The following is a 23853-nucleotide window of genomic DNA, read 5'->3' as shown; positions in this document are numbered from 1 at the left end:
TAAGTCATTTTTGGCGAAGGCTACCCGTTTGGTGGAAGAGCACATGTCTGATGCCGAAGTGAATGTAGAATGGTTGGCAGGCCAGCTGTATATGAGCCGTACCCAACTTTACCGTAAAATCAAGGCTGTTACAAACCAGTCAGTGCATGAATTCGTAACCGCATCCGGCTAAGTAAAGCCGCAGAAATGCTGTTGCAGGGCCAGCATTCTGTGACCGAAATAGCCTACATGGTAGGGTATGCTGATGCCACCAGCTTTACCCGTATGTTTCAGAAACAGTATGGCACAACCCCAAAAAGTATAGCCAAAATCCTAAAGCAGACTAGGATTATACCTGCTGGTCCTAATTAGCTTTTCCCATCTTTTTATCTTCCGGCATGTTCTCGTGCTTGAGAGTATTTTTCTATTTATATTGATTATCAATTGTTTTCACTTTGATATTGCATCAAAATGCCGGTTTTTTGGTACGATATAAATACCCCCAAACTCTTTCATTGGGTAGTTTCGGTTTGGAAATAAGAAATAAAAATTGCTTGTAAATCCAACGGTTCAATCCATCAAAACTGCAAATGCTTAGACAGATGGTTGGCCGGAAGCCAGAGAATATGAAACGGACGATTGTAATATTAGTGTTAGTATGTGCCCGCCTGCTTACTGCCGAGGCTCAAACCTTAAAATTTGATTTTGGAAAGGGCAAAGCTGAAAAGGGTTATTTAAAAGTATTACCCGAAACTATATTCAGCCAGGAGCTGGGATATGGGATCGACCTGGGAACAAAAGTAGTAACCAACAGTTCGGTTGGTAAAACAGCGCTTACAGACGGATTTCTGACCAGTGATCACCCTTTCTATTTTTCTGTAAAACTGCCCGAGGGGAATTACAACGTAAAAGTATGGGTAGGTGATGACCAGGGCGCTTCCGACCTGGCACTACGCGCAGAAAACAGGCGCATGTTTGTGAACCGCCTGCAAACTGAAAAAGGAAAGCACCAGCTGGTGGAATTCACTGTAAATATCCGCGACAGCCTGATTGCCGGAAGCAAGAGCAAAGTGCGGCTTAAATCCCGCGAATATGGCTATTTGCATTGGGATAATAAGCTCACGCTGGAATTTAACAGCACTCAACCCAAGATCAATGCTATTGAGATTACACCCAACAAAGAAGCTGTATCTGTTTTCCTCGCAGGTAATTCTACAGTAGTGGATGGCGGCAGCGAGCCGTTTTCTGCCTGGGGGCAAATGTTCCCTTATTTTTTAAACCCGGTAAAGTGGCTATTGTGAACCTGGCAGAGTCGGGAGAAACCCTGAGCGGTTTTATTGCTGCACGCCGGTTCGCCAAAATGCTGAGCCTGATGAAGCCAGGCGATTATGCGCTGGTGGAGTTTGGCCATAACGACCAGAAGCAGAAAGGAGCAGGAGTAGGGGCTTTTACCACTTATAAAAAGACCTTGAACACTTTATAAATGAGGTTAAAAAGAAAGGCGGCCACCCGGTTTTGGTAACTTCTGTACAGCGCCGCGCTTTGAACAGGGTAAGATTGTTGAAACCCTGGGTGATTATCCCGCTGCGGTGAGACAAACGGCGCAGGAGCAAAATGTGCCCTTGATTGATCTGAACGCAATGAGTAAAACACTGTTTGAGTCGATGGGCGAACAGCCTTCTTTATTGGCTTTTGCCCATTTTCCGGCGGGAACCTTTCCCGGCAGGGCCGAAGCAATAGCGGATAACACCCATTTCAGGCCATTTGGCGCTTACGAGGTTGCTAAATTGATCCTGAAAGGTGTCAGGGACGCAAAACTAGACCTGGCCAAGGAAATTAAACCTGCTGAGCCGGTATTTGATCCTTCCAAACCAGATGCCTACACGAGCTTCTACTGGCCCGAAAGCCCCGGTCGGGATGCTACCAAACCCGATGGAAACTAAATTAAAATCAGTATTTAATTAAAGCGATGCATATGAATACAATTTTTAAAAACGGAAGAATGACCTTTGATGTTCAATTAGACATTGACGTCGACACCTCATCTAAACTATTTTTATACCTGCAGGTAAAGCAGGTAATTAAACAAGCCATTGTCAGCGGGCAGATCGAAAAAGGTATACGCCTTCCATCAGCCCGTGAAATCGGTAAATCTAATATTGTTTCTCTCGCTACAGTAGAGCGGGCTTACCGAGACCTGAGACGTGAAGGTATTGTTGAAAAGAGAAAGGGCGATGGCTATTTCGTATCCGAAAGAATCGGCCTCAATTAACAGTTATTGTTAATAGCTGGCTAAAAACATACAGATCATAAGCGGAGCTTTGCGATTTAGGTAAATCATTTTACCTTTCGGGCAACTGATTTAAACAAACTATACAAACCCTTTGTATATAATTTGTATCAGCAGAAAAAAATCGCAAATCATGCATGAGCTGGAACCTTTTACAACTGGCAACATATTTACGTAAGTGGGGAGGATGAACGTTCTCCTTTTTTCGGTACAGAGCACTCCCAGTTTGAGTACACGGACACGATCTACAATTACTATATCCATCCCCAATGGGAGTTTTTTGGCAGCCGCACGCTTTATTTAAAAGTATTAATGGCTGACTACGATGAAGGCTATGTTATTATTGAACTGATAGGAGAGTGGAACGACGCGGTAGAAAATGATATTATGACCCTGAAACGTGATGTATTAGAGGTTTTTATGCACGAGGGGATACATAAACTGATATTGATTGCAGAAAACGTGCTCAATTTTCACAGCAGCGACAAAGAATATTACGAAGAACTACACGAGGAGCTTTCTGACGAGGATGGCTGGATTGTGTGTTTAAATATGCCACAGCAAACCCAGTATGATTTTAAACTTGCCAAGCTTAACCAGTTTATAGAACTAATGGAGCTTGACAACTGGCGAACCTATAAACCTTATCATCTGTTTAAAAAAATAGATGAGCAGATCACTAAAAGATTATTATAGTATGTGGCTTTAACATTGAGAGCGCCCGTAATACAGCTTTCATTTGATCCTGATCGGGAGCAATGCCGATTATCATCAAAATACTCCAGCGCAATCGTTTCCGTCATTTTTTTGTCATCAAATTGGTAATTCTATGTTACTTTTGCGCCATTCACTAATTAGATTTAGCTTATATGAACTGGTCTCAACTATTTACGTCGAGTGTAGGAAAGAAAGTAACGATGGCGCTGTCAGGTCTTTTCCTGGTAGCTTTTTTGCTGGTGCACGCCGGTCTAAATGCTTGTATATGGGCTAACGATGGAGGCGTAATGTTTAACGTTGCAGCGCATTTTATGGGCGCGAATGTGGTACCCAGAGTGCTGGAGATCGGTTTATTTGTGTTTTTCCTTTTACATATCATCCAGGGCCTGGTGTTGGAAATACAAAATCGCAGCAAACGTAAAGTGGGTTATGCCATTCCAATGGGTAACAAAGGCAGTAAATGGTATAGCCGTGCTATGGGCATCTTAGGCTCGATCATTCTTATTTTCCTGGTAATACATTTAATCGATTTCTGGATTCCTTCCCGCTTTGGTGGTTTAGGACAGATGTATATCGACATGTCCACCCACCAGATCGTATCGGCGGGTACTCCAGGGGCGAAAGAATATCACGATCTGTACGGTGAAATGGTATATAAGTTTACAAACTATCCATGGATTTCAGTGGTATATATCCTTGGGGTGATCGCATTATTCTGGCATCTGGTGCACGGTATTCAAAGTGCGTTTCGCACATTTGGGGTAACCAATCATAAATACATAAGCATACTAACCGTTGTGGGCTGGAGCTTTGCTATCATAGTTTGTGGCGCATTTATTATGATGCCTATCAGCTTCCTGGCTGGTTGGATTAGTTAGTAGTGAGATGCTCCTGGCTGATAATCAGCTGGGGTTTACGATCAGGAACACTGTATAGGAACAATAAAAAAGTTAAACGAGAAACGTTTTATAATATGGTTGATTCAAGAATACCTGCGGGTAAGTTGGAAGACAAATGGAACGATTATAAAGGCCATTGCAAACTGGTTAACCCTGCTAACAAAAGAAAGTTAGAGATTATTGTGGTAGGAACCGGCTTAGCTGGCGCATCGGCAGCTGCTTCTTTAGGTGAGTTAGGCTACAGGGTTAAGGCATTCTGTTTTCAGGACTCTCCACGAAGGGCGCACTCCATTGCTGCGCAGGGTGGTATCAATGCAGCAAAAAATTATCAGAATGACGGGGACTCTGTTTACCGTTTGTTTTACGATACTATAAAGGGTGGCGACTATCGTGCACGCGAGGCCAATGTCCATCGCCTGGCCGAAGTAAGTGTAAATATCATCGATCAGTGCGTAGCGCAGGGAGTTCCCTTTGCCCGTGAGTACGGCGGTTTATTAAACAACCGTTCTTTTGGTGGTACACAGGTAAAAAGAACTTTTTATGCTGCAGGTCAAACCGGTCAGCAGTTATTAATAGGCGCCTACCAGGCTTTGGAAAGACAGGTAGCTTTAGGTAATGTACAGCAATATACCCGTCATGAGATGCTCGATATTGTGATGGTTGATGGCAAAGCGCGTGGTATAATTGTACGTAACCTTATTACCGGTCAGTTAGAAAGATATTTCGGACATGCGGTAATATTGGCATCGGGCGGATACGGAAACGTATTCTATTTATCTACCAACGCAATGGGTAGCAATGTTACGGCTGCCTGGAAAGCTCATAAAAAGGGCGCGCATTTTGCCAACCCTTGCTTTACACAAATTCACCCAACCTGTATTCCTGTTTCGGGCGATCACCAAAGTAAGCTAACGCTGATGTCAGAGTCGCTGCGAAATGATGGTCGTATCTGGGTGCCTAAAAAGGAAAATGACAATCGCAAGGCCAACGATATACCGGAAGAAGAAAGAGATTATTTCCTGGAAAGAAGATATCCGGCTTTTGGTAACCTGGTCCCTCGTGACGTGGCTTCTCGTGCAGCTAAAGAAAGATGTGATGCCGGCTTCGGCGTAGGAACAACCAAACAGGCAGTTTACCTCGATTTCAAATACAACCTGATCAATAAATACGGAAGAACCGAAGCCAACAAACAGGGTATTCAAAATCCTGACCAGGAAACCCTGGTGCGTTTGGGTAAAGAAGTGGTTAAGGAAGAATACGGTAACCTTTTCGACATGTACGAAAAAATTACCGGTGAAAACCCCTACGAAGTGCCCATGCGTATTTACCCTGCAGTACACTATACGATGGGTGGAATCTGGGTAGATTATGAACTGATGACTTCTGTAAAAGGATTGTATTGCCTGGGTGAGGCTAACTTTAGCGATCACGGAGCTAACCGTTTAGGAGCTTCTGCACTGATGCAGGGCCTCGCGGATGGTTATTTCGTTCTTCCCTACACTATTGGCAACTACCTGGCAGATGAAATCGCTGTAAAACCTATACCTACAACGGATAAAGCTTTTGTTGAGGCAGAAGCCGCGGTAAACGCACGCATCACTCAATTAATGAATATCAAAGGAACTCAGTCCGTTGAAAGTTTTCATAAGCGTTTAGGAAAGATCATGTGGGAGAAATGTGGCATGGCGCGTAATGAGCAGGGATTGAAAGAAGCCATAACAGAGATACAGCAGCTTAAAAAAGAATTCTGGAGCAACGTACGCATACCCGGAGGCATACACGAAATGAACCCGGAGCTGGACAAAGCCAATCGTGTGGCTGACTTTATTGAGCTGGGTGAGTTGATGTGTATAGATGCCTTAGAGCGTAAAGAAAGCTGCGGAGGTCACTTCCGAGAAGAGAGTCAGACAGAAGATGGAGAAGCAATGAGGAATGATGAAGCGTTCATGCATGTGGCTGCCTGGCTGTATAAAGGGGAAAGTGATTGGGAACTGGTGAAAGAAACCCTCAATTACGAGGTGATCAAGCCATCCCAAAGAAACTATAAGTAGATGTTTATTCATGCGAATAAAGAAAACTTTTAAGCCGGTTTATTATTTTAATGCGTATTCCAATTACACCAGGTTGTTATTGGGAGGCAAAAAAATATTAATGAGGTATTGAAAGATATGTCGCAATTTGATATTGACTATCTGAAAGATCGTGTGAATTATTACAACAAGTTAGAAACGATAATGTCAATAAATAAGGATGCTCCTACTATAGAAACATTTAAAAGGCTGGAGAAGCCCGATAGATTTTCGACTTATCATCATGATAGTTTAGAGTACCTGATTTATTACAAGCCGGAATTGAAACTGAATTATGTGTTCGGAGATATAACGTATGTACCGGGTTCACCTTCGATCATCAAAAGCAGGCCGGTTAAGGCGCCGAATGAGAACGCTGTAGTAATGAAACTGGACAGAACCCGGCATTACAGGTTTGTAAAGGATGACATTCCTTTCGTGGATAAGAAAAATATACTAATAGGCAGGGGGCAGTAGAACAGCCTCATCGGGCAGCCTTTTACGAAATGTATTTTGATCACCCGTTGTGCGATCTGGGACATGTGTGTAGCAAAGGAGGCCATGATGCCTGGGCAAAACCACATATGCGTATAGCAGATCAGCTTAAGTATAAATTTGTGCTTAGTCTGGAAGGATTTGATGTAGCAACTAACTTGAAATGGATTATGTCATCGTCAAGTATTGCGGTAATGCCCAGAGCTAAATATGAGACATGGTTTATGGAGGGCAGGCTAATTCCCGATCAGCACTATATTTGTATAAAAGATGATTATTCTGATCTGGAAGAGAAATTGAACTACTACATTAATCATCCTCAACAGGCAATGGAAATAGTTAAAAATGCCAATGAGTATGTACGTCAATTTCGAAACAAGAAGCAAGAACGCTTATTGAACCTGCTGATTCTGGATAAGTATTTTTATTACACAGGGCAAACCTCGGGCTGGATATTGGGATAGAATTTTTTGAACAACGTTAAGATAGTTACATATATGGAACATTACAATATGAATCTCACTTTAAAAGTGTGGAAACAAAAAGACGGGAAAAGTAAAGGTGGTTTTGAAACTTACCAGGTAAAGAATATTTCTTCCGAAATGTCTTTTTTGGAAATGTTTGACGTGTTGAACGAGCAATTGATACACGAAGGAAAAGAACCCATCGCTTTTGACCACGATTGTCGTGAAGGTATTTGTGGAATGTGTTCCATGTATATTAACGGGCGTCCGCACGGTCCATGGCAAGGTACCACTACCTGCCAGCTGCACATGCGTGCCTTTAAAGACGGAGATACCATTGTGGTAGAACCCTGGCGCGCCAATGCATTCCCGGTTTTAAAAGACCTGGTGGTGGATCGTACTGCGTTTGACCGGATCATACAAGCAGGTGGCTACGTTTCCGTAAATACCGGTGTAACTGTTGATGGTAACGCTATTCCCATTAATAAGGACAATGCGGATAAAGCATTTGCAGCAGCTGCCTGTATTGGATGCGGCGCCTGTGTCGCAGCATGTAAAAACTCTTCGGCATTGTTGTTCCTTTCTGCAAAAACCTCTCACCTTGCATTATTACCGCAAGGACAAACAGAGAGAAATAAACGCTCATTGGCAATGGTAGCTCAAATGGATAAAGAAGGTTTCGGTAGCTGTACCAATACGGGTGCCTGCGAAGCCGTTTGTCCTAAAGAGATCGAGATCACCAATATTGCACGTTTAAACAGGGATTTCACTGCAGCGGGATTAGCGGCGGACGTGAAAGGCTAGGTTTATTAAACATAGATCATTAAAGTAAGGCCATCGGATTCCGGTGGCCTTTTATAAAACTGCACAACCATGAAGAATAACGGTTTTATGCATTTTTGCTGTTGTTGATTTTAATGATCACTTCCTGCCAGCAGGCGTCTCCCGAAAAAAGTAATTGGAGTTACAGTACTGAACACGAACCAGGTTGCCGCTTTTTTCGCCCCCGTTTTTTTCTGAGTTATAGATTATGTGAAAATGACGGCCGTTGACAGAGTTAATGGCGCTCTGATCAGCCTTGAGGAAATAAAAGAAACAGAAGAAACCAAGCCTCTTATCGGAGCCTCCAAAGACCTGTTGGAATTGGGGAAAAAAATTTTGAAAATGACTATGTGACTGTTGCCAAAATCGATGAGGGAAAACCTCAGCCGGAAATAGACGCTGCTATCAGCAAAATATTTGAAACCAACGATGCTGAATTAACGAAAAAGTAAAGGCACTAGATGATCTGGCCATGCCTTATGCTAAAAAACATAATATAGATTTACGGGTTATCTGATCAGCTTTTATTGGAAAATGTTGGGCATGTTTTTGGGTTTTACCTTCGCTGCTTTAATAACTTTTTCAGTATTTAATGCTTTGGTTGCTTTGACGCTTCGGCTGGTACCGGCAAATTTTTTGTAAGCCTCTGCCATTTTTATATCGTAATTATTTTTCCTGTAGTCTGGTCCGTTGTATTTGCGGGCAAAGTCTGCCCAGCGTTTCTCACGCAGCTCATCATCAAGCGCCGTACTAATAATATAATTGACGAATGCGAATAAATGCTCCCGTTCTCCCTTATACATGGCGGTTACAAACTCCTGCAAAGAATTGAAGCCAGCCAATGCATAGTTGAATCCCATTACCTGGAAACGTCCCCAGGAGGCAGACATCAAAGCGGCATTGCGGTTTAATAGAACGGCCTCCTGCAGCCTTTTGTGCTGTGATGCATAGGCGCCGTAACCTCCTGCTACCGGGTTAGAAATGCCCGGGTTAGTCTTGTCAAAAAGACCATTGGTGCGTTTAGAAAAATATGGCGTTCAAAAAGAATTTTGGGTTCGCCGGTAGGCAAAAAACCATCACCTTTACTCTCCACTTCGGCTACTGCTTTAATAGCGGCTACTTCGCAATTTAATTGGCGTGCCGCGTCCTGGAAATCTTTTTCGGTTAATATGGGTTTAGGCATATAGGATGTTTTAGACGCAATATATGAGAACCATCTACATTATGAAATTACTGATTTTTCGGGCTTGAATAACCGCTTAATCAGGCGATGCCAACAGGAGTAGTCGGATCAAAGAAGTTTGCCGGTAATGAGTTGATTTTTTGGCGTTTCGAAATGCCCGATAAACCCTGTTTTTCTGCTTTTGCCGCAAACATAAAAGCAGTAAATTTGCACCCTTATGCAATTATCGAAGAATTTTGAACCAGCGCAGGTTGAACAGTTTTGGACCAATCGCTGGAAAGAGCAAAAATATTTTGAAAGCAAGCCAGATGGCAGACCTGCTTTTACCGTGGTGATCCCTCCTCCGAATGTCACCGGTGTGCTACACATGGGGCATACATTAAATGAAACCGTTCAGGACATTTTGGTGCGCAGGGCAAGAATGACTGGTTTTAATGCCTGCTGGGTTCCGGGTAGTGATCATGCTTCTATTGCTACCGAAGCCAAAGTGGTGCAGATGTTGCGTGAAAAAGGCATCGATAAAAACACATTAACCAGGGAAGAATTTCTTAAATACGCTTTTGAATGGAAAAACAAATATGGCGGCATTATCTATAACCAGATAGAGCGCCTGGGTTGTAGCGTAGATTGGAGCCGCGTAACCTTTACAATGGATGACCATTATTATGACGCCGTAATAAAAGTATTTGTAGACCTCTATAAAAAGGGCTTGATTTACCGCGGCGCCCGCATGATTAACTGGGATCCCGTTGCAAAAACAGCTTTAAGTGATGAAGAGGTTGAGTATCGCGAAGTGCAGAGCAAACTATACTATGTACAATATAAGCTCGATGGACAAGAGGGCTATATCACTATTGCCACTACACGCCCCGAAACTATCCTGGGCGATACCGCTATTTGCGTACATCCTGATGATGAACGGTATCAGCATCTGAAAGGTGCTTATGTTTTCGTACCGCTGATCAACAGGCGCATTCCAGTTATTTTTGACGAGTACGTAGATAGGGAGTTTGGCACAGGTGCTTTGAAAATTACGCCGGCACACGATATTAACGACTACAACCTCGGGTTGAAGCATCATCTCGAAGTAGTGGATACTTTAAATGATGACGGTACCTAAGTGAAGCTGCGCAGCTTTACATTGGAGAAGACCGTTTTGATGTTCGTAAAAAGATCGCAGTTGACCTGGAAGCTTCGGGAACCTCGTAAAAACCGAGGACATTAATAACAAAAATGGTTTCTCACAAAGGAGCAATGCTGTGGTGGAGCCGAAAATATCTACTCAGTGGTTTTTGAAAATGCAGGATATGGCTGAACCTGCACTCAAAGCAGTGGTAGAGGGGGATATTAAAATACACCCGGGAGACCGTTTTTAGCCACTTATAAGCATTGGCTGGAGAATGTAAAAGACTGGTGTATCAGCCGTCAGCTTTGGTGGGGCCAGCAGATACCAGCCTGGTATACACCGGATGGAACCTGTATTGTGGGCCGGACAAAAGAAGAGGCGTTTAGCAATTTATCTGGAAATCAATGGACCATTAATGATCTGCGCCAGGATAATGATGTGTTAGATACATGGTTCTCTTCCTGGTTGTGGCCATCACAGGTGTTTAAAGGAATTACCGAACCTGGAAATGAAGAACTGAAATATTATTATCCTACTTCTGTGCTGGTAACCGGCCAGGATATCATCTTCTTCTGGGTAGCCAGGATGGTAATGGCCGGCCTGGAATATGAAAAAGAAATTCCGTTTAAGGATGTATATTTTACCGGTATGGTGCGCGATAAGCTGGGGCGCAAAATGTCTAAGTCATTAGGCAATTCGCCCGACTTGCTGGAGCTGATTGACAAATATGGTGCAGATGCCGTACGTTTTGGTATTATGATTGCCGCCCCTGCGGGCAACGATCTCTTGTTTGACGAAGCTTCGCTGGAGCAGGGACGTAACTTCAATAACAAGATATGGAATGCATTGAAGCTGGTGAAGATGTGGGAGGAAAACCCCAATGGTATTGTTAACGATGAGGCAACGGTTCCTAATGATTTTGCAAGTCTGTGGATGCGTAACCGTATTAATGAGGCCAGGCTTGAAGTGGAGCGTTTACTAAAAGAGTTTAAACTGAGCGAAGCGCTTAAAACGATCTATTCGCTAATATGGGATGATTTCTGCAGCTGGTACCTGGAGTGGCAAAAACCGGAATTTGGCGGTGCTACCATCAATAGTAAGTTACAGGCTACTATTGGCTTTTTTGAGGAACTGTTGCAATTGCTACATCCTTATATGCCGTTTATAACAGAAGAGATTTATCATCAGTTAAAAGAGCAAAACGATGATCTCTCTGTTAAACAGTTTGAAGAAGCTGGTACTGTTGATGAGAAAATTATTGCACAGGGCGAGATCCTCAAAAACGTGATCAGTGCGGTAAGGGATGCAAGAGTTAAAAACAACGTCAAAAATAAAGAAGCGATCAGGTTACATATACAGGCTGAAGTTCGGGCAGATTATGAGCCACTCTTTAGCATTTTAGAAAGACAGGTAAATGCGGAAGGCATTGCTTTTACAGATGCTACGGTTGAAAAATGTATCAATGTTTTGGTACAAAAGGATAAACTGTATATTGAAACACAAACCGAATTAGATACAACTGCTCAAAAGGAACAGTTAGAAAAGGATATTGCATACCTGGAAGGTTTCCTGATTTCGGTAGAAAAAAGCTGGGCAACGAGCGTTTTGTACAGAACGCCAAGCCGGAAGTAGTAGAAGTGGAAAGAAAGAAAAAGGCAGATGCAGAAGAGAAGATTGCGGCGTTAAAAGAGGCGATGGCATCTTTGTAATAGATATAGTTGTATGTAATTGGTCCTGGCAGGTTTCATATCTGCCAGGACTTTTTATTTTAGCAGTTCTTTAAGTGCAGCAGCTATGGTGCGTGTCTTCAAGCGCATAAATAAGATCTAATATCTCTTCATTATTTTAAAAAAGCTCGGCTTTAGTATATCGGGAGTTATTAGTCTAGCCTGGATTTTTATTTTAATGGATAGGCTTTAAATAGCAATGGTGGCCGTAGCACGTGTCCTCACGTGCCGGAAATTTATAATAAATGATGTAAAATGATGTAGCTTTAATGGGTAAACCTATAACGATGAGCCACACCAACCTATGTTATAACAGTAAAAGTAATATGGAGCTTGGAGAGATTTATTTCTTCACAGCAAGTATTAATCATTGGCTGCATTTACTAGCTCCTGATAGACCCAAACAGATTATAGTATCCGCGCTTGACTACTTAAGCAAGCAAAATAAAATAGATGTTTTCGCATTTGTCATAATGCCCAGTCATATCCATTTTATCTGGAGGGCAAGATCATTAAACGGAAAAGAGCATCCTAAAGGTTCTTTTTTAAAGTATACTGCACACGAGTTTAAGAAACTGCTGTCTTTTGACCCATTAATACCGTTGCCTTGTTTTAGGGTCAATGTGTATAATAAAGCCTATGAGTTTTGGCAGAAAAACCCATTGGCAATTATTTTATATACCCGTAAAGTAGCTTTTCAAAAACTGGATTATATACATTTTAATCCCTGTGCAGGCAAATGGAAACTTGCGAAAGATCCAAATGATTATTATTTCTCCTCAGCGGCATTCTATGAAAAGGGTGTAACCAATTTTAGCTTTTTGAGGGACATACGTAATGAGTTTTAAGGTAATGGTCTCCGAACGCGTGAGGACACGCGTCCTGGCTTTCCTGGCTTTATTGGTTAAAAATTATTGCTGTACTAACAAGATACCTCCATTGAGTGTGTCCAAACAGGCAGATATGAAGGTTCCCCTTTTACTCATTATTTTAAAAAGTCCTCCAGCTTTAATATCCCCGTAGTGCGCTACATTTGGCTAAAAAATTATGAAGCTGGTTCGTTTAACGATTGTTGTTTTATTGATCACCCTACATGCATCATTTGTTGTAGCGCAGATACCTTTTCATGCTGATAATGCTACTTACCGCATAACCTACAGTTCGGCTTCCAATGGCAAACCTTCGCCTAACCCCAACCGGACCTTGATATTTACAAACGCCAGCCAAACGCTTATTACCAATGAAAAGGACTATAAAGGCGAAGGAAAGTTTCCGTTAGAAGTTTCAATAATCGATAGAAATAATCTGCAACAACAATTATATACGCTACTGAGTGCATCTGACTGTATCACTACAACTGATTCAAATGCTATAAAGAATCAGCAATTTGAGTTACAGGAGGGCAGCAAAAAAATATTGGGCTATAACTGTAAAAAGGCAAAAACTGTTGTCAACTCCAATACGATCGAGTTCTGGTATACAACTGATTTGCCTGTGAAAGGCGCGCCAACAGTGTTAGGGCAAAACCTGGGACTGGTATTGGAAATGATCCGCAATGGAAACTTTGTACTCACGGCTGATGAGGTGAGAAAAACTGCTTACACGAATCCAACTCAATTTGCAACTATAAAGCCTAGATCGCTCGATTTGTTAAGCTACCGCGATGAGATCTGGCGCAATCGGTTTACCACCATAGAATTGTTTAAGGATCAGGTGATCAATTTCTCCGATACGGCTACTGTAAAGCCTGATGTGATGCGATTTGCAAATGGTACCATTGTGGTAAAGAAAGTAAAGTTCCCATCATTAGCCGATGCAAAAACCGTCTTCTTAGATCTGCAGGAACAGTCCAATGGCGACGCTTATGATCGTACGGGAACGGTATTTTTAATCCCGGTTGATAAAAAGCAATCTTTTTTAGATGGTCTGAAAAATGGAGCATCAACCTTGCCTGTTTTTGAAAATGGTAATGGTAAAAAATATCAGGGAGTTATTGCCACTGCCGGTTATAGTCCTGCAATAGAGCTGATGCGTTTCTTCACACCTTTTGGTATCAAACAATATAATCATATACAGCTAAAAGGCAAGGACTGGCACCAGACAGTTCCTTACAGGCAGGATATAAGCGCCTATGCTTCGTTGCTCGATAGCCAGGAAGTATATATCGGTGTATTTATTGGCAATTACGATAAAGGTGGGCATAAAGTTAATGCCGCTGTTACCATACACAGGGGAGGAGATGAAGCCCCAAAAAAGTAGTGCCTTTGTTTAATACGCTTAATATCATGGAAATGGCCGGCCAGGAATATGCGACAATGTTTGATAAGCCAGAGGGCCTCACCGTTCATTTTGAATTAAAGGAAGCTGTTAATAATGCGGTACTCCGGTATACCACCACAGGCCATGGCGGCTGGGGTAATGGCGATGAGTTTGTGCCTAAAGAAAATACCATTTCACTCAACGGGAAACCTGTTTTTAAAATGATACCGTGGAGAGAAGATTGCGGATCCTATCGTTTGTTTAACCCCGCATCGGGAAACTTTGCTACGGGTTTGTCTTCTTCAGATTTAAGCCGCTCTAACTGGTGCCCGGGCACTGTTACCAATCCCTTTGTCATACAGTTAGGAAATTTATCAGTCGGAAAGCATACTATACAGGTGCAGATACCGCAAGGTGCAAGGGAAGGTAGCAGCTTTAGTGCGTGGAATGTGAGTGGGGTAATTGTAGGTGATTAGAGCGTCCTGACAGGTTTCCTCATACCTGTCAGGTATTCAACAGCCCTGCTTCAAAATTCTAATGTATTCAATAAACGCAGTTTTGCTCCCAAACCACCCTATTACTTCGTTTCGCAATAAAAGTGTTGGTTTGTCTGAAAGCAGGCTTTGGTAAGCAGAATGAGGATAATTTTCCGAAGAATTACATATTCTATGTTTAACCGGATTGTTAATAATATAAGCGATTAAATGAATGTAGTAGGAATTGCCGATAATTTCTTTCCGTTTAAAATTTTCCTGAAACAGGCTTCCAGTACGATCATATTTTTTATTGATGGCTTTTGCGTATGCGTTGAACAGGTTGGGAAAAGATTTGCTAAGTGGTTTTTCTTTTATAGCACGCGGTATATTAATAGCAGTATTTTCCTTTATCTGTATAAAAAAATGAAAATGGTTGGGTAGCAGACAATAGCAAAGCGTATCAGCAATGGGAGTTATATATTTTTTCCAAAGATGTAGGAAATAAATATGGTTCTCTGGCTTTTAAAAATTAGTTCTTTATTGTTTCCACGGTTAAAAATATGATAATAGCATCCCGGAAGCAGGTGTTCTTTACAGGTGTTCATAGTTAAATTTATCTCGAATTCAACTACCTCGGTATTAAGCTTGTAGGCAGTATAAATTCAAAAAACATTTTTCGATCCTGTCCGGGTATTGTAGTAAGTAAAGTACCTGCTCTGAACCCAAAGGTTAAAGGGTGCTGATTCCACCATTTGGTATCGAGGTAAATTTCTGCGCCAGTGCTTTGCAACGTTGCCTGGCGGCTACTGTTTTTATTGAAAGCCTGGGTATAATCATAGAACACATTCACTCTCACGCGCTGCAAATAAAATATGTTGGCGAATCCCCAGTCCGGGTAAAATAGGGGAAAATGGTAGTTCGCTCTGGCAGTGTAGATACCTGCAGAATCTCTTCCTGCATATCCCCTTGCAAATGCAGTACGGTTACCAAATACCCTTTGTTCTGATCCCGAGTATTGAGCAGCTCCACTTAATACCAAACTATGTGCGCGTACAATGCCGGGCAAATACAAGGCAGCACCTGCATAGCCCTGCCAGCTATCGTACAAGTTTAGGGCATGCCTGAACTGAGTATTGACACTATATCCCCACCTCGGGTAAATATCCTGTACGGTGCTTTGTACCTGCTGTGTCCAGCTAATACCGTGGGCGAGGTAGCTGAACTGCAGCTCTTTAAAATCGTTTTTGGTAGGTCCTTTATTAAAATCGGTTCGATAGTAATAATTGCTTCCAATGTTAAAGGCCTTATAAGTCCGGTTACTGGTCCAGCTGAGCGGAACATTTACCCCAACATAATTATTCCATTCATTCCATTGCCTCAGCTTGTTGGAGGCAAAAGCGCGACGATCAAAAGTGTAATTGGAGCCCAGGCTAATGAAAGGGAAAAGACCACCATAAGTAATTGAGCCGCCAGCGGTATGGGTTCTGTCGTTTTCGTTATATGAGTAGTATAGCTGTGTTTCAGTGGTGTTTAAAATATTGTTTCCATAGATCGTAAAACTAAATTCAGGATCCGAATAATTAGGGCGCCAGCTATGAAAATTAAAAGGGTGCGTCAACTTTCGGTAAGGGCGTATGGGGGAGCCTTTGGGCAACGCTGTCATTAATTGTTGGGTTGCATCAAGGCTGTCAGTTACAATGCCTGTTTTATTATTGGTAAAAGCATCCATAGCCACCGGCTGCCACTGAAGCTGGTTTTCCTGAGCTTGCTGAAGCTGATAGCCATCTGCAGTAAATACACTCCAGTTCAGCTTATTAAAATCGCTGCTCGCAAAGTAGCTGCCAACGCCGGGAGTAGGGTATTTAAAGAGTTGTTTGTGCTCCATGTCATAATAAAATAATTCATCCTTTAGGCGCTGCGAAGCGGTAAAGAATATTTTATCTGCATTGATACAATATTGCCAATTACCGTAGATGACGGTGGCGTAATATTTTGAATGCTGCCGCTAAGAACATCTACAGTAGCTATGGCCGTTGTGGCATTTTTGTTGCGTACAACAGTAATCACGGTGCTGTCATTCAGGAACTTCGGATTAGAAAAATAGGCAATGCTGTCATGAACAATGGATCTGAAAGGGATACCGCCATCAGCCGCCAATAAGGTCAGCGCAGATCGTCCATCGAGCAACACATTATTGGCTACTATGGTTTTTCCATCTGCAGAAATATCGGGCGAAAAATACCTTGATCGATGAGTGATTTTTTGCTGCTGCCCGCTTGCAATATCGAGTATTTTAATAACATTATAGCTCACCCAGCGCCAGCGTGGATGCGATTCATAGGCGGCATAAACAATTTTGCCATTACGATAACTATACTGGTCTTCAATACTAATATCGCGTAAACGGATCAAGCGCTCACCTTCAGGAGTTTTTATGTAAAAACCTGTTCGGCGACTATTAGATGATTTTTGGTATAACAGATCAGTTTCCGACAACTGGAAAGGAAAAGAATATTGGGTAAGTGTTTTTGTATTGGTGGCAAAGACATTAAAGCTATCTGTCATCCTGGTAGGAATGTCTAATTGGTATTGCGTCTTATAGTAAGTAAAGGCATTTTGTTTGAAGTCTTTATAAGAAATGCCTGCATGCCGTTGCACAGCTTTTTGCAAAGGGTAAAAGAGTCCCTTGTAAGCACTGGCATCGCGGGTTACCTTCCGCCAGAAATCGTAACCGTATTGTTGAGACCCATAATTTACCAGGAGGTATCCCAGGTCATAATGATTAGGAACATAGTCTTTTAAGGATCCATTCCTGAGCTTCATCCAGCTATAGCCTTTGCCCGATTGCCATAGAGAAGGAAAGGCTTTCAGGAAAAAAGGCAGGGTTCCCCGGCCATGGGGTGCCAGCAGGCTTTCGCTGTACACGGCATCGCCTTCAAAAAACCAGTTAGGTACTGCAGCATTTACAGCTAATGCATAGCCCTCCTGTCCGAATAACCGCTTCATAACAGCGCTCAGCCCATTGTTGAAATTGTTGTACTGCTGCACATGGCGGTATTCGTGTACCGTAAGTTGAGTGAGCCAGGAGAGGCTGCTTGGATCATAATTGTCTGGTGAAGGTGTGGTATAAAATTCACTGCGAAAAGGTCCCATCGATACGTATCCATTGGTAATTACAGGCTGATTTTGTAATACAATATCTATCTTGTTGAGTTTTTGGCCCAGGCTTAACCGGTCTTTTAAGGACACCTGCCTGATAAAAGAAGCCACTCTTTGAGCGGCTGAATCCATGCCTTCCGGAAATATAATCCTGGCTGTATCCGTATTGACCTGACTCCACCGTGTACGGGTAGGGTTACCTCCAAATTGTTGGGCAATAACCCGGTTACTACATAACAGGCAGAAGAAAACTGCCAGAACTAAAATAACCAATCTGCCCATATGTTGTTGCTGCAATTAAGTTGATCGAAGTTAATACCTGAAACGAATTATCTAAAAATATAAAATTAACAGTTAGATACGCATGAAATTTGCAGGTAGCCCCTAATAAATTACTTTTACAAATAATTTTTAGAATAGCCTTTCCTGAAGAAATTTCGAAAAATATTACTGATTGTTCTGGCGTCAATTATTTTGCTGTTGACGACCGTATGGGTATTGATACAAATGCCACCGGTGCAAAACTGGCTGATAGATAAAGTTACCTCCCGTTTGTCCAAAGATCTGCGAACAAAAATAGAGATTGGCCGTATCGACCTTTCTTTATTTAATAAGCTGAACCTGCAGCAGGTATTAATACAGGACCGGCAAAAAGATACCATTTTAAGCGCTGGTGAAATTACCGTAAACATCACCGACTGGTTTTTCTTCAAGAAGGATGTAGAGTTGCAGTATATTGGCCTTCGGGATGCCTATATTCACCTGCAGCGGCAGGATTCTGTATGGCACCACCAGTTTTTGCTGGATTATTTTTCTACCCCGGCTTCGCCTAAAAAGAAGAAAGATGGGATCAACCTGGCGCTCAGGGAAGTTGACCTGAAAAACATAAGGGTAAAACAGCAGGATGGCTGGATTGGGCAGGATATGACCCTGTCGCTGGCCTCGCTGAATACGGTGTCCCGTAATGTGGATTTTAAAAAGAAGATCATAGAGATCAACTCTCTGAACATTAACCAGCCCTATTTTGCGCTGAGAGATTATGACGGTAAAAGGCCCCCGAGAAAATTGGAAACGGTTCCTAAACCCATCGTTACAGATACCAGCAAAATAGATGTGAATGATAACAAATGGAAAATACTGGTAAGTGAGTTAAGCCTGCGGAATGGTACATTTAAAAACGATAACGAATCAAGACCCCTGGATCCCATTGCATTCGATGGAAAACATATAGAGTTCTCCAAAATCTATGGCGATTTCCGTAATGTGAAATGGGAAATGGATACGATAACGGCTTCTATTAAATTGCAGACAAAGGAAAGAAGTGGCTTTGAAGTGAAACACCTGATTGCCGATGCTAAATTTACCCCGCATGAAATGACTTTTGAGAACCTGGATATCAGGACCAATGACAGCCATTTAAGCAACTATTTCAGCATGCGTTTCGATCGCTTCAGTGATATGAGCGATTTTGAAGAAAAGGTAAGAATGGAAGGTCGTTTCGACAATACAGAAATCAACAGTGATGATATCGCCTATTTCGCTCCCGATCTGAAAACCTGGAAGAAACGCATTAAGCTAAGCGGAAATGTAAAAGGACCAGTATCATCTCTGATAGGCAAAAACCTGGACATAAGAGCGGGTGCCAACACCTATTTCCTGGGCGATGCTTCTATTACCGGATTGCCTGAAATAAATAGCACTTACCTCGATATAAAGGCCAATGAGTTTAGAACGATCTACACCGATGCTACTGCTTTTATACCACCGCTCAAAAGAATTACCAATCCGGATTTAAGCAAGTTGGGTTTTGTAATGTTTACCGGCAACTTTGCTGGGTTTATCAACGACTTTGTTACCTATGGCACTATACAAACAGGCTTAGGCACTGTAAAGGCGGATCTTAATTTAAAATTACAGAACCCGGCATACCCCGTTTATTCGGGTACCGTATCTACCGAGAGTTTAAACCTGGGACCTCTTTTAAAAACCGAAGACCTGGGTTATATCAGCCTCAATGCTACCTTAAAAGGTGCGGGTTTTAAACCCAATAGTGGCAATATTGCGCTGGATGCCCGGATTAAGTATATAGATTACAATAAGTACCGATATCAGAATATTACATTAGATGGCGAGCTGAATAAAAGGATTTTTGATGGATCTGTGATCATTAATGATCCCAATGCTATACTCAGTCTTAATGGGTTAGTAGATTTTAGTGAGAAAGTACCGGCGTTCAACTTTATAGCGAATATTGATACCTTGAATCTGTATAACACACAGCTGCTGAAGGAAAATCTCGCTTTTTCAGGCCGGGTAAATGCTGAATTTTCGGGCAATACTATCGATGATTTCCTGGGCGATGCCAACATCTCCAATGCTTCTTTAAGCCGTAATGGCTTTCCCCTGTCTTTCGATTCCCTTTCTATCAACTCTACTACAACTGACAGTACCAAGCATCTGCGTGTTGCGTCTAATGAGTTTAGTGTGGACGTGGACGGCGTTTTTAAGATTCGGGACCTGCCTAATTCAGTTACTACGTTTTTAAGCCGGTACTATCCCGCATACATAAAGCCGCCAGGCGTAGCGGTACCGCAACAATCTTTCAACTTTGATATTAAAACCGGGAATTTTGATGAGTTTGCTATCATCATTGACAGCAGCCTGAAAGGATTTAGCAATAGTCGTATCACTGGTGGTATTAATACAGCTGCCAATCAACTGTTCCTGGACGTAAATGTGCCGTATTTCAAATTCCGGCAGTTCGATTTTTCTAATATTGATATTGATGCCGCGGGCACTTATGATAGTCTTACTTTATATGGCAGCGCATCTAATATTAGCGTTACCGACAGCTTAAAGATTCAGCTGGCAACCTTCAATATTAAAGCGCATAATGATGTTTCAGAAGTGCGCGTATTTACCGGCACCGGTAATAGCAAAGCTCTGGACCAGGCCCGCCTCAACGCTGTAGTAAATACGTATAGCAACGGCGTCGGTATCCGGTTCAATCCTTCTTCGTTTATATTGAATGGGAAAACATGGACCATTGAAGATAAGGGCGAATTGGAGTTCAGGAAGAATGCGCCTGCTCACGGTTTGCTGGTGCTTAAAGAAAGTACCCAGGAAATAAGGATTGAAACTATGCCATCTGACGTGGGCAGCTGGAACGATGCGGCTATTACTTTAAAAGGGATCAACCTCGGCGATATAGGTCCTTACCTGTTACCACGTAACCGCCTGGAGGGCTTGATAGATGCGCATGTGCTGATAGAAAACCCCGGTAAAAATATGAAGATCAGCTCCAGGGATTTTGTTGGCCGGGGATCGGGCTGGATAATGATTCTATCGGCAACCTGGCGGCGAATGTAATTTTTGATATGGCCACCCAGGAGTTACTGGTGGACGGGAAGACATCAGGGTCGGATGATAAAAGCCTGGCTTATAATGTACATCTTTACCTGAAAGACCAGGAGTCGCAGGAGAAAAACCTGATCTCTTTAACACCTACTCATTTCGATCTTAAATATATTGACCGGTTCCTGAACTCATTATTTACAGATATAACAGGTGATGTAACTGGTAAATTCGAAATCAAAGGTCCGTTGAATTCGCTGGCTGTGGTAGGAAAGGGGCGATTGCGAAATGCGGGCCTGAAAGTAATATTTACACAATGTTATTATAAAATTGAAGACCGGGATATTGAACTCAGCGAAAATGAAATCAACCTGAATGGTATTGTATTGGAAGATACTGTTACCGGCAACCCGGTTTATTTAAGAGGCGGTATTACGATATAATGCATTTGATGATATGTTTTATGATATCACAGTATCTACCCGTAAACCAGGCACCCGCGATGCCCGTAATAACCGTCCGGTACAGGTGCTAAATACCAGCTATGCAGACAATAAATTATTTTACGGCAATGTAAAAGGTACGGGTTCTTTTGTATTAGTGGGTTCTGAAGATAACAGTTTTATGAAAATTGATGCGATTGCTTCAGACAGGGAGGAAAGTAATTTTACGATCGCTTCAGCCAACAGCCAGGCGGGGAAAATGCCCGATTGGCTGGTAGAACGCAAATACGGGGTAGAAGTGTCGGATAGCCTGGCAAGCGCCGGTACCGAGTCCAACATGAAGTATGAATTAGATGTAACTGCCAACCCGAAAGTACTGATGAAGTTCGTAATGGATGATCTGACCGGCGACCAGATCTTTGGAAGAGGGGCGGGTAGTTTAAATATACAATCGGGAACAAACGAGGAGCTAAAAATTAATGGACGTTTTGATATACAGGAAGGTACTTACAACTATACATTTAAATCCTTCTTCCCCAAACCTTTCGAGATCATTAAAGGAACGGAGAACTATATCTCATGGACAGGAGACCCGCTAAAAGCGAATATTAATATACAGGCAAGATACAAGGCAGAAAGGGTGAGTTTTGCGCCTTTAGCCAGCATGATCGACCCGGGGCAGAGTTACTCCAATACCCGTGAAAATGTATATATCTATGCGGTGTTAACCGGGCAGTTATTTCAGCCGGAATTTAAGTTTGAGCTGGAACTGGATCCCAACAGCCGTTTTAACAACGACTTTAACGTAACCAATGCGCTGCAGCAAATAGAAAGAAGCCAGACCGAAGTAACAAGGCAGGTTACCTACCTGATTGTTTTTAACAGCTTCGCACCGCCACAAACCGGGGTATCCAATATCGGGATAGGAGGCGCAGCTATGGAGTTTACGTATAATACTATATCAAGTTTGTCGGGACTGTTCTTTAATGAGATCAACAAAAAACTCAATAGCGCACTATCTTCATTATTAGGACAAAATGTGAGCTTCAATTTCAGTGGTTCGGTTTATAACCGGAATGTGCTGGGCGCGAGTAATGCCAATTTTAATATCAATCAGGCCAATGTAAGCGGAGCCCTGTTAGTTCCTTTATTTAAAGATCGCTTTGTAATATCATTGGGTAGTTCGCTCGAAGTGCCATTGCAATCAAGCACTTTACAACAAACTGTGCAGTTTTTACCGGATGTTACAGCCGAATGGTTGCTGAATGCCAGTGGTAGCCTGAGGTTGAATCTGTTCTATCGTGAAAACCTGGATTACCTGACAACATCGAGTACCGGTGCAGCAAAATTGAAAAGAACCGGCGGAGGTATCTCCTTCAAGAAAGAATTTAATACACTGCCGGAACTATTCATTAATGTAAGAAAACGGTCAGAAAGAGAAGCCAACCGGGTGCCACCGCCGGTTGATTCCAGTAAATCAGTGCAGCCAGTTACGGTAGAAAGGAAAGAAGATTCTTTAGTGCCCAAAACAGTTCCCGACAAAAAGGAGTAACTATTATGTTATTTTAAGGTAAGTACTACTTCTACAGGGAAGTGATCGGAAGGGAATTTTCCAAAATAGCTGTCCGTAAGAACGCCCCATTTATTGGCCTGCCATTGTTTGCTGATAAACACATGGTCGATAATATCCGTGCTTTTAAAATCTCTGTTAAACCCGTTGAATGAGCTATTGTTTTCATAGGGGTATTGTACATCTTTGTAAGCATCTCTTACAGTAGTTGAGCTCGCAATGATCTGGTAAGGATCCGTTTTTCTACTTGCGTTAAAATCGCCCGTTAATATTACCGGTGCCCCTTTTGCAATTGTTTCTATTTTTTGCAGAATAAGCTTGCTGCTTTCCAGGCGTGCTACTTTTCCTTCGTGATCAAAGTGAACATTAAAGAAGTAAAATTTCTTTTTTGATTTTTTATCCTGTAGGTATACCCATGAACAAATACGATTACAGCAAGTGGCATCCCAGCCTAATCCTGGCTTATCCGGTGTTTCAGACAGCCAAAAGTCTCCCGACTGTAAGAGTTGAAATTTATCCTTTTTATAAAAAACAGCAGAGTGCTCACCTTTATCGCTTCCGTCATCCCTGCCTTTGCCATATCGCGTGTATTGTGGAAGCGCCTTTACCACATCCTCCAATTGATGAGGCAAAGCTTCCTGGGTACCAAATACATCAAAGTCGTGATAGCGGATCAGGCTGGCTACAAAAGGCAACCGGTCTTTCCACAGATTGCCCATATCATTTTTATTGTCGAAACGTAGATTGTAGGAAGCTACGGTATAAGTTTGGGCGTTGGCAATAAAGCAAAGCAGTAACGCCGACGACACCAGCGCCAGCCG

General features: G+C 42.4%; 27 protein-coding genes. 22 read left to right on the top strand and 5 right to left on the bottom strand.

The window, feature by feature from the left end; all coding sequences use genetic code 11:
* The first annotated feature begins 10 nt into the window (after window positions 1–10).
* The 13 genes from MKP07_RS01050 to MKP07_RS00995 all read left to right on the top strand — a co-directional run bounded on the left by MKP07_RS01050 (window position 11) and on the right by MKP07_RS00995 (window position 8089).
* Complete coding sequence (locus tag MKP07_RS01050; RefSeq protein ID WP_240844602.1) at window positions 11–172, top strand: hypothetical protein; 162 nt, start codon at window positions 11–13, stop codon at window positions 170–172.
* A 14-nt stretch (window positions 173–186) separates the two neighbouring features.
* On the top strand, window positions 187–351 hold the full coding sequence (locus MKP07_RS41920) for a helix-turn-helix domain-containing protein (protein WP_394803521.1): 165 nt from the start codon (window positions 187–189) through the stop codon (window positions 349–351).
* Window positions 352–569: 218 nt separating this feature from the next.
* Window positions 570–1280 (top strand): hypothetical protein, encoded by a 711-nt coding sequence (locus MKP07_RS01045; protein ID WP_240844601.1) that lies wholly within the window; start codon window positions 570–572, stop codon window positions 1278–1280.
* Window positions 1268–1462: an SGNH/GDSL hydrolase family protein gene (locus MKP07_RS01040; RefSeq protein ID WP_240844600.1), complete on the top strand. Its 195-nt coding sequence runs from the start codon at window positions 1268–1270 to the stop codon at window positions 1460–1462. The genes MKP07_RS01045 and MKP07_RS01040 overlap by 13 nt, the downstream gene beginning before the upstream one ends.
* A 106-nt stretch (window positions 1463–1568) precedes the next feature.
* The gene (locus MKP07_RS01035; RefSeq protein WP_240844599.1) at window positions 1569–1922 is read left to right on the top strand and encodes an SGNH/GDSL hydrolase family protein; all 354 of its coding nucleotides are present in this window, start codon (window positions 1569–1571) and stop codon (window positions 1920–1922) included.
* Window positions 1923–1954: 32 nt separating this feature from the next.
* Window positions 1955–2251 carry a GntR family transcriptional regulator gene (locus MKP07_RS01030; RefSeq protein ID WP_240844598.1) on the top strand — a complete coding sequence of 99 codons (297 nt, stop codon included), beginning with the start codon at window positions 1955–1957 and terminating at the stop codon, window positions 2249–2251.
* Window positions 2252–2581: 330 nt separating this feature from the next.
* On the top strand, window positions 2582–2965 hold the full coding sequence (locus MKP07_RS01025) for a hypothetical protein (protein ID WP_240844597.1): 384 nt from the start codon (window positions 2582–2584) through the stop codon (window positions 2963–2965).
* A 173-nt stretch (window positions 2966–3138) separates the two neighbouring features.
* A complete protein-coding gene (locus MKP07_RS01020) occupies window positions 3139–3864 on the top strand; it encodes a succinate dehydrogenase cytochrome b subunit (protein ID WP_240844596.1) in 726 nt (241 codons plus the stop codon).
* 95 nt (window positions 3865–3959) lie between these two features.
* Window positions 3960–5936, top strand: coding sequence for a fumarate reductase/succinate dehydrogenase flavoprotein subunit (locus MKP07_RS01015; protein WP_240844595.1), 1977 nt, complete (start codon window positions 3960–3962; stop codon window positions 5934–5936).
* Between the two features lie 108 nt (window positions 5937–6044).
* Entirely contained in the window at window positions 6045–6431 is a 387-nt protein-coding gene (locus MKP07_RS01010) for a hypothetical protein (protein WP_240844594.1), read from the top strand.
* Between the two features lie 29 nt (window positions 6432–6460).
* The gene (locus tag MKP07_RS01005; protein ID WP_240844593.1) at window positions 6461–6913 is read left to right on the top strand and encodes a glycosyltransferase family 90 protein; all 453 of its coding nucleotides are present in this window, start codon (window positions 6461–6463) and stop codon (window positions 6911–6913) included.
* Window positions 6914–6946: 33 nt separating this feature from the next.
* Window positions 6947–7717, top strand: coding sequence for a succinate dehydrogenase/fumarate reductase iron-sulfur subunit (locus MKP07_RS01000; RefSeq protein ID WP_240844592.1), 771 nt, complete (start codon window positions 6947–6949; stop codon window positions 7715–7717).
* A 234-nt stretch (window positions 7718–7951) separates the two neighbouring features.
* Window positions 7952–8089 (top strand): hypothetical protein, encoded by a 138-nt coding sequence (locus MKP07_RS00995; RefSeq protein ID WP_240844591.1) that lies wholly within the window; start codon window positions 7952–7954, stop codon window positions 8087–8089.
* Between the two features lie 170 nt (window positions 8090–8259).
* On the opposite strand, the gene MKP07_RS37430 is transcribed toward MKP07_RS00995, so the two are convergent.
* Together MKP07_RS37430 and MKP07_RS37425 are read right to left on the bottom strand one after the other, a co-directional pair.
* The gene (locus tag MKP07_RS37430; RefSeq protein ID WP_317235920.1) at window positions 8260–8718 is read right to left on the bottom strand and encodes an N-acetylmuramidase family protein; all 459 of its coding nucleotides are present in this window, start codon (window positions 8716–8718) and stop codon (window positions 8260–8262) included.
* Window positions 8703–8918 (bottom strand): N-acetylmuramidase family protein, encoded by a 216-nt coding sequence (locus MKP07_RS37425; RefSeq protein WP_262919099.1) that lies wholly within the window; start codon window positions 8916–8918, stop codon window positions 8703–8705. The genes MKP07_RS37430 and MKP07_RS37425 overlap by 16 nt, the downstream gene beginning before the upstream one ends.
* Before the next feature lie 217 nt (window positions 8919–9135).
* Between MKP07_RS37425 and MKP07_RS37420 the strand changes: the two genes are divergently transcribed.
* From MKP07_RS37420 to MKP07_RS00960, 6 genes are all read left to right on the top strand, one after another.
* Complete coding sequence (locus MKP07_RS37420; protein ID WP_262919098.1) at window positions 9136–10038, top strand: class I tRNA ligase family protein; 903 nt, start codon at window positions 9136–9138, stop codon at window positions 10036–10038.
* 273 nt (window positions 10039–10311) lie between these two features.
* Window positions 10312–11676, top strand: a complete 1365-nt coding sequence (locus MKP07_RS37410) for a class I tRNA ligase family protein (RefSeq protein ID WP_262919545.1) — start codon at window positions 10312–10314, stop codon at window positions 11674–11676.
* Window positions 11677–11681: 5 nt separating this feature from the next.
* Window positions 11682–11753, top strand: coding sequence for a hypothetical protein (locus MKP07_RS40855; RefSeq protein WP_240850605.1), 72 nt, complete (start codon window positions 11682–11684; stop codon window positions 11751–11753).
* A 287-nt stretch (window positions 11754–12040) separates the two neighbouring features.
* Entirely contained in the window at window positions 12041–12619 is a 579-nt protein-coding gene (locus MKP07_RS00970) for a transposase (RefSeq protein ID WP_240844590.1), read from the top strand.
* Between the two features lie 199 nt (window positions 12620–12818).
* On the top strand, window positions 12819–14030 hold the full coding sequence (locus MKP07_RS00965) for a PNGase F N-terminal domain-containing protein (protein WP_240844589.1): 1212 nt from the start codon (window positions 12819–12821) through the stop codon (window positions 14028–14030).
* Between the two features lie 5 nt (window positions 14031–14035).
* Entirely contained in the window at window positions 14036–14506 is a 471-nt protein-coding gene (locus MKP07_RS00960; RefSeq protein ID WP_240844588.1) for a peptide-N-glycosidase F-related protein, read from the top strand.
* A 628-nt stretch (window positions 14507–15134) separates the two neighbouring features.
* Here MKP07_RS00960 and MKP07_RS00955 read toward each other — a convergent pair.
* Both MKP07_RS00955 and MKP07_RS00950 read right to left on the bottom strand, forming a co-directional pair.
* On the bottom strand, window positions 15135–16391 hold the full coding sequence (locus MKP07_RS00955) for a BamA/TamA family outer membrane protein (RefSeq protein WP_240844587.1): 1257 nt from the start codon (window positions 16389–16391) through the stop codon (window positions 15135–15137).
* A 23-nt stretch (window positions 16392–16414) separates the two neighbouring features.
* Window positions 16415–17947, bottom strand: coding sequence for a TolB family protein (locus MKP07_RS00950; RefSeq protein ID WP_240844586.1), 1533 nt, complete (start codon window positions 17945–17947; stop codon window positions 16415–16417).
* Between the two features lie 198 nt (window positions 17948–18145).
* Here MKP07_RS00950 and MKP07_RS00945 point away from each other — a divergent pair, with 198 nt between their 5' ends.
* The 3 genes from MKP07_RS00945 to MKP07_RS00935 are packed head-to-tail and all read left to right on the top strand — an operon-like array spanning window position 18146 to window position 23014.
* Window positions 18146–21034, top strand: a complete 2889-nt coding sequence (locus MKP07_RS00945; RefSeq protein ID WP_240844585.1) for a hypothetical protein — start codon at window positions 18146–18148, stop codon at window positions 21032–21034.
* An 8-nt stretch (window positions 21035–21042) separates the two neighbouring features.
* Window positions 21043–21462, top strand: a complete 420-nt coding sequence (locus MKP07_RS00940) for a hypothetical protein (RefSeq protein ID WP_240844584.1) — start codon at window positions 21043–21045, stop codon at window positions 21460–21462.
* Between the two features lie 13 nt (window positions 21463–21475).
* Window positions 21476–23014, top strand: coding sequence for a translocation/assembly module TamB domain-containing protein (locus tag MKP07_RS00935; RefSeq protein ID WP_240844583.1), 1539 nt, complete (start codon window positions 21476–21478; stop codon window positions 23012–23014).
* A gap of 8 nt (window positions 23015–23022) precedes the next feature.
* Here MKP07_RS00935 and MKP07_RS00930 read toward each other — a convergent pair whose 3' ends face one another.
* Window positions 23023–23841 carry an endonuclease/exonuclease/phosphatase family protein gene (locus MKP07_RS00930; RefSeq protein WP_240844582.1) on the bottom strand — a complete coding sequence of 273 codons (819 nt, stop codon included), beginning with the start codon at window positions 23839–23841 and terminating at the stop codon, window positions 23023–23025.
* Between the last annotated feature and the right edge of the window lie 12 nt (window positions 23842–23853).

This window comes from Paraniabella hibiscisoli (genome assembly GCF_022512515.1).
GTDB classification, from domain to species: Bacteria; Bacteroidota; Bacteroidia; order Chitinophagales; family Chitinophagaceae; genus Niabella; species Niabella hibiscisoli.
Note: the sequence above shows the minus strand (reverse complement) of the source record. Positions and strands in the feature narration are given on the sequence as shown.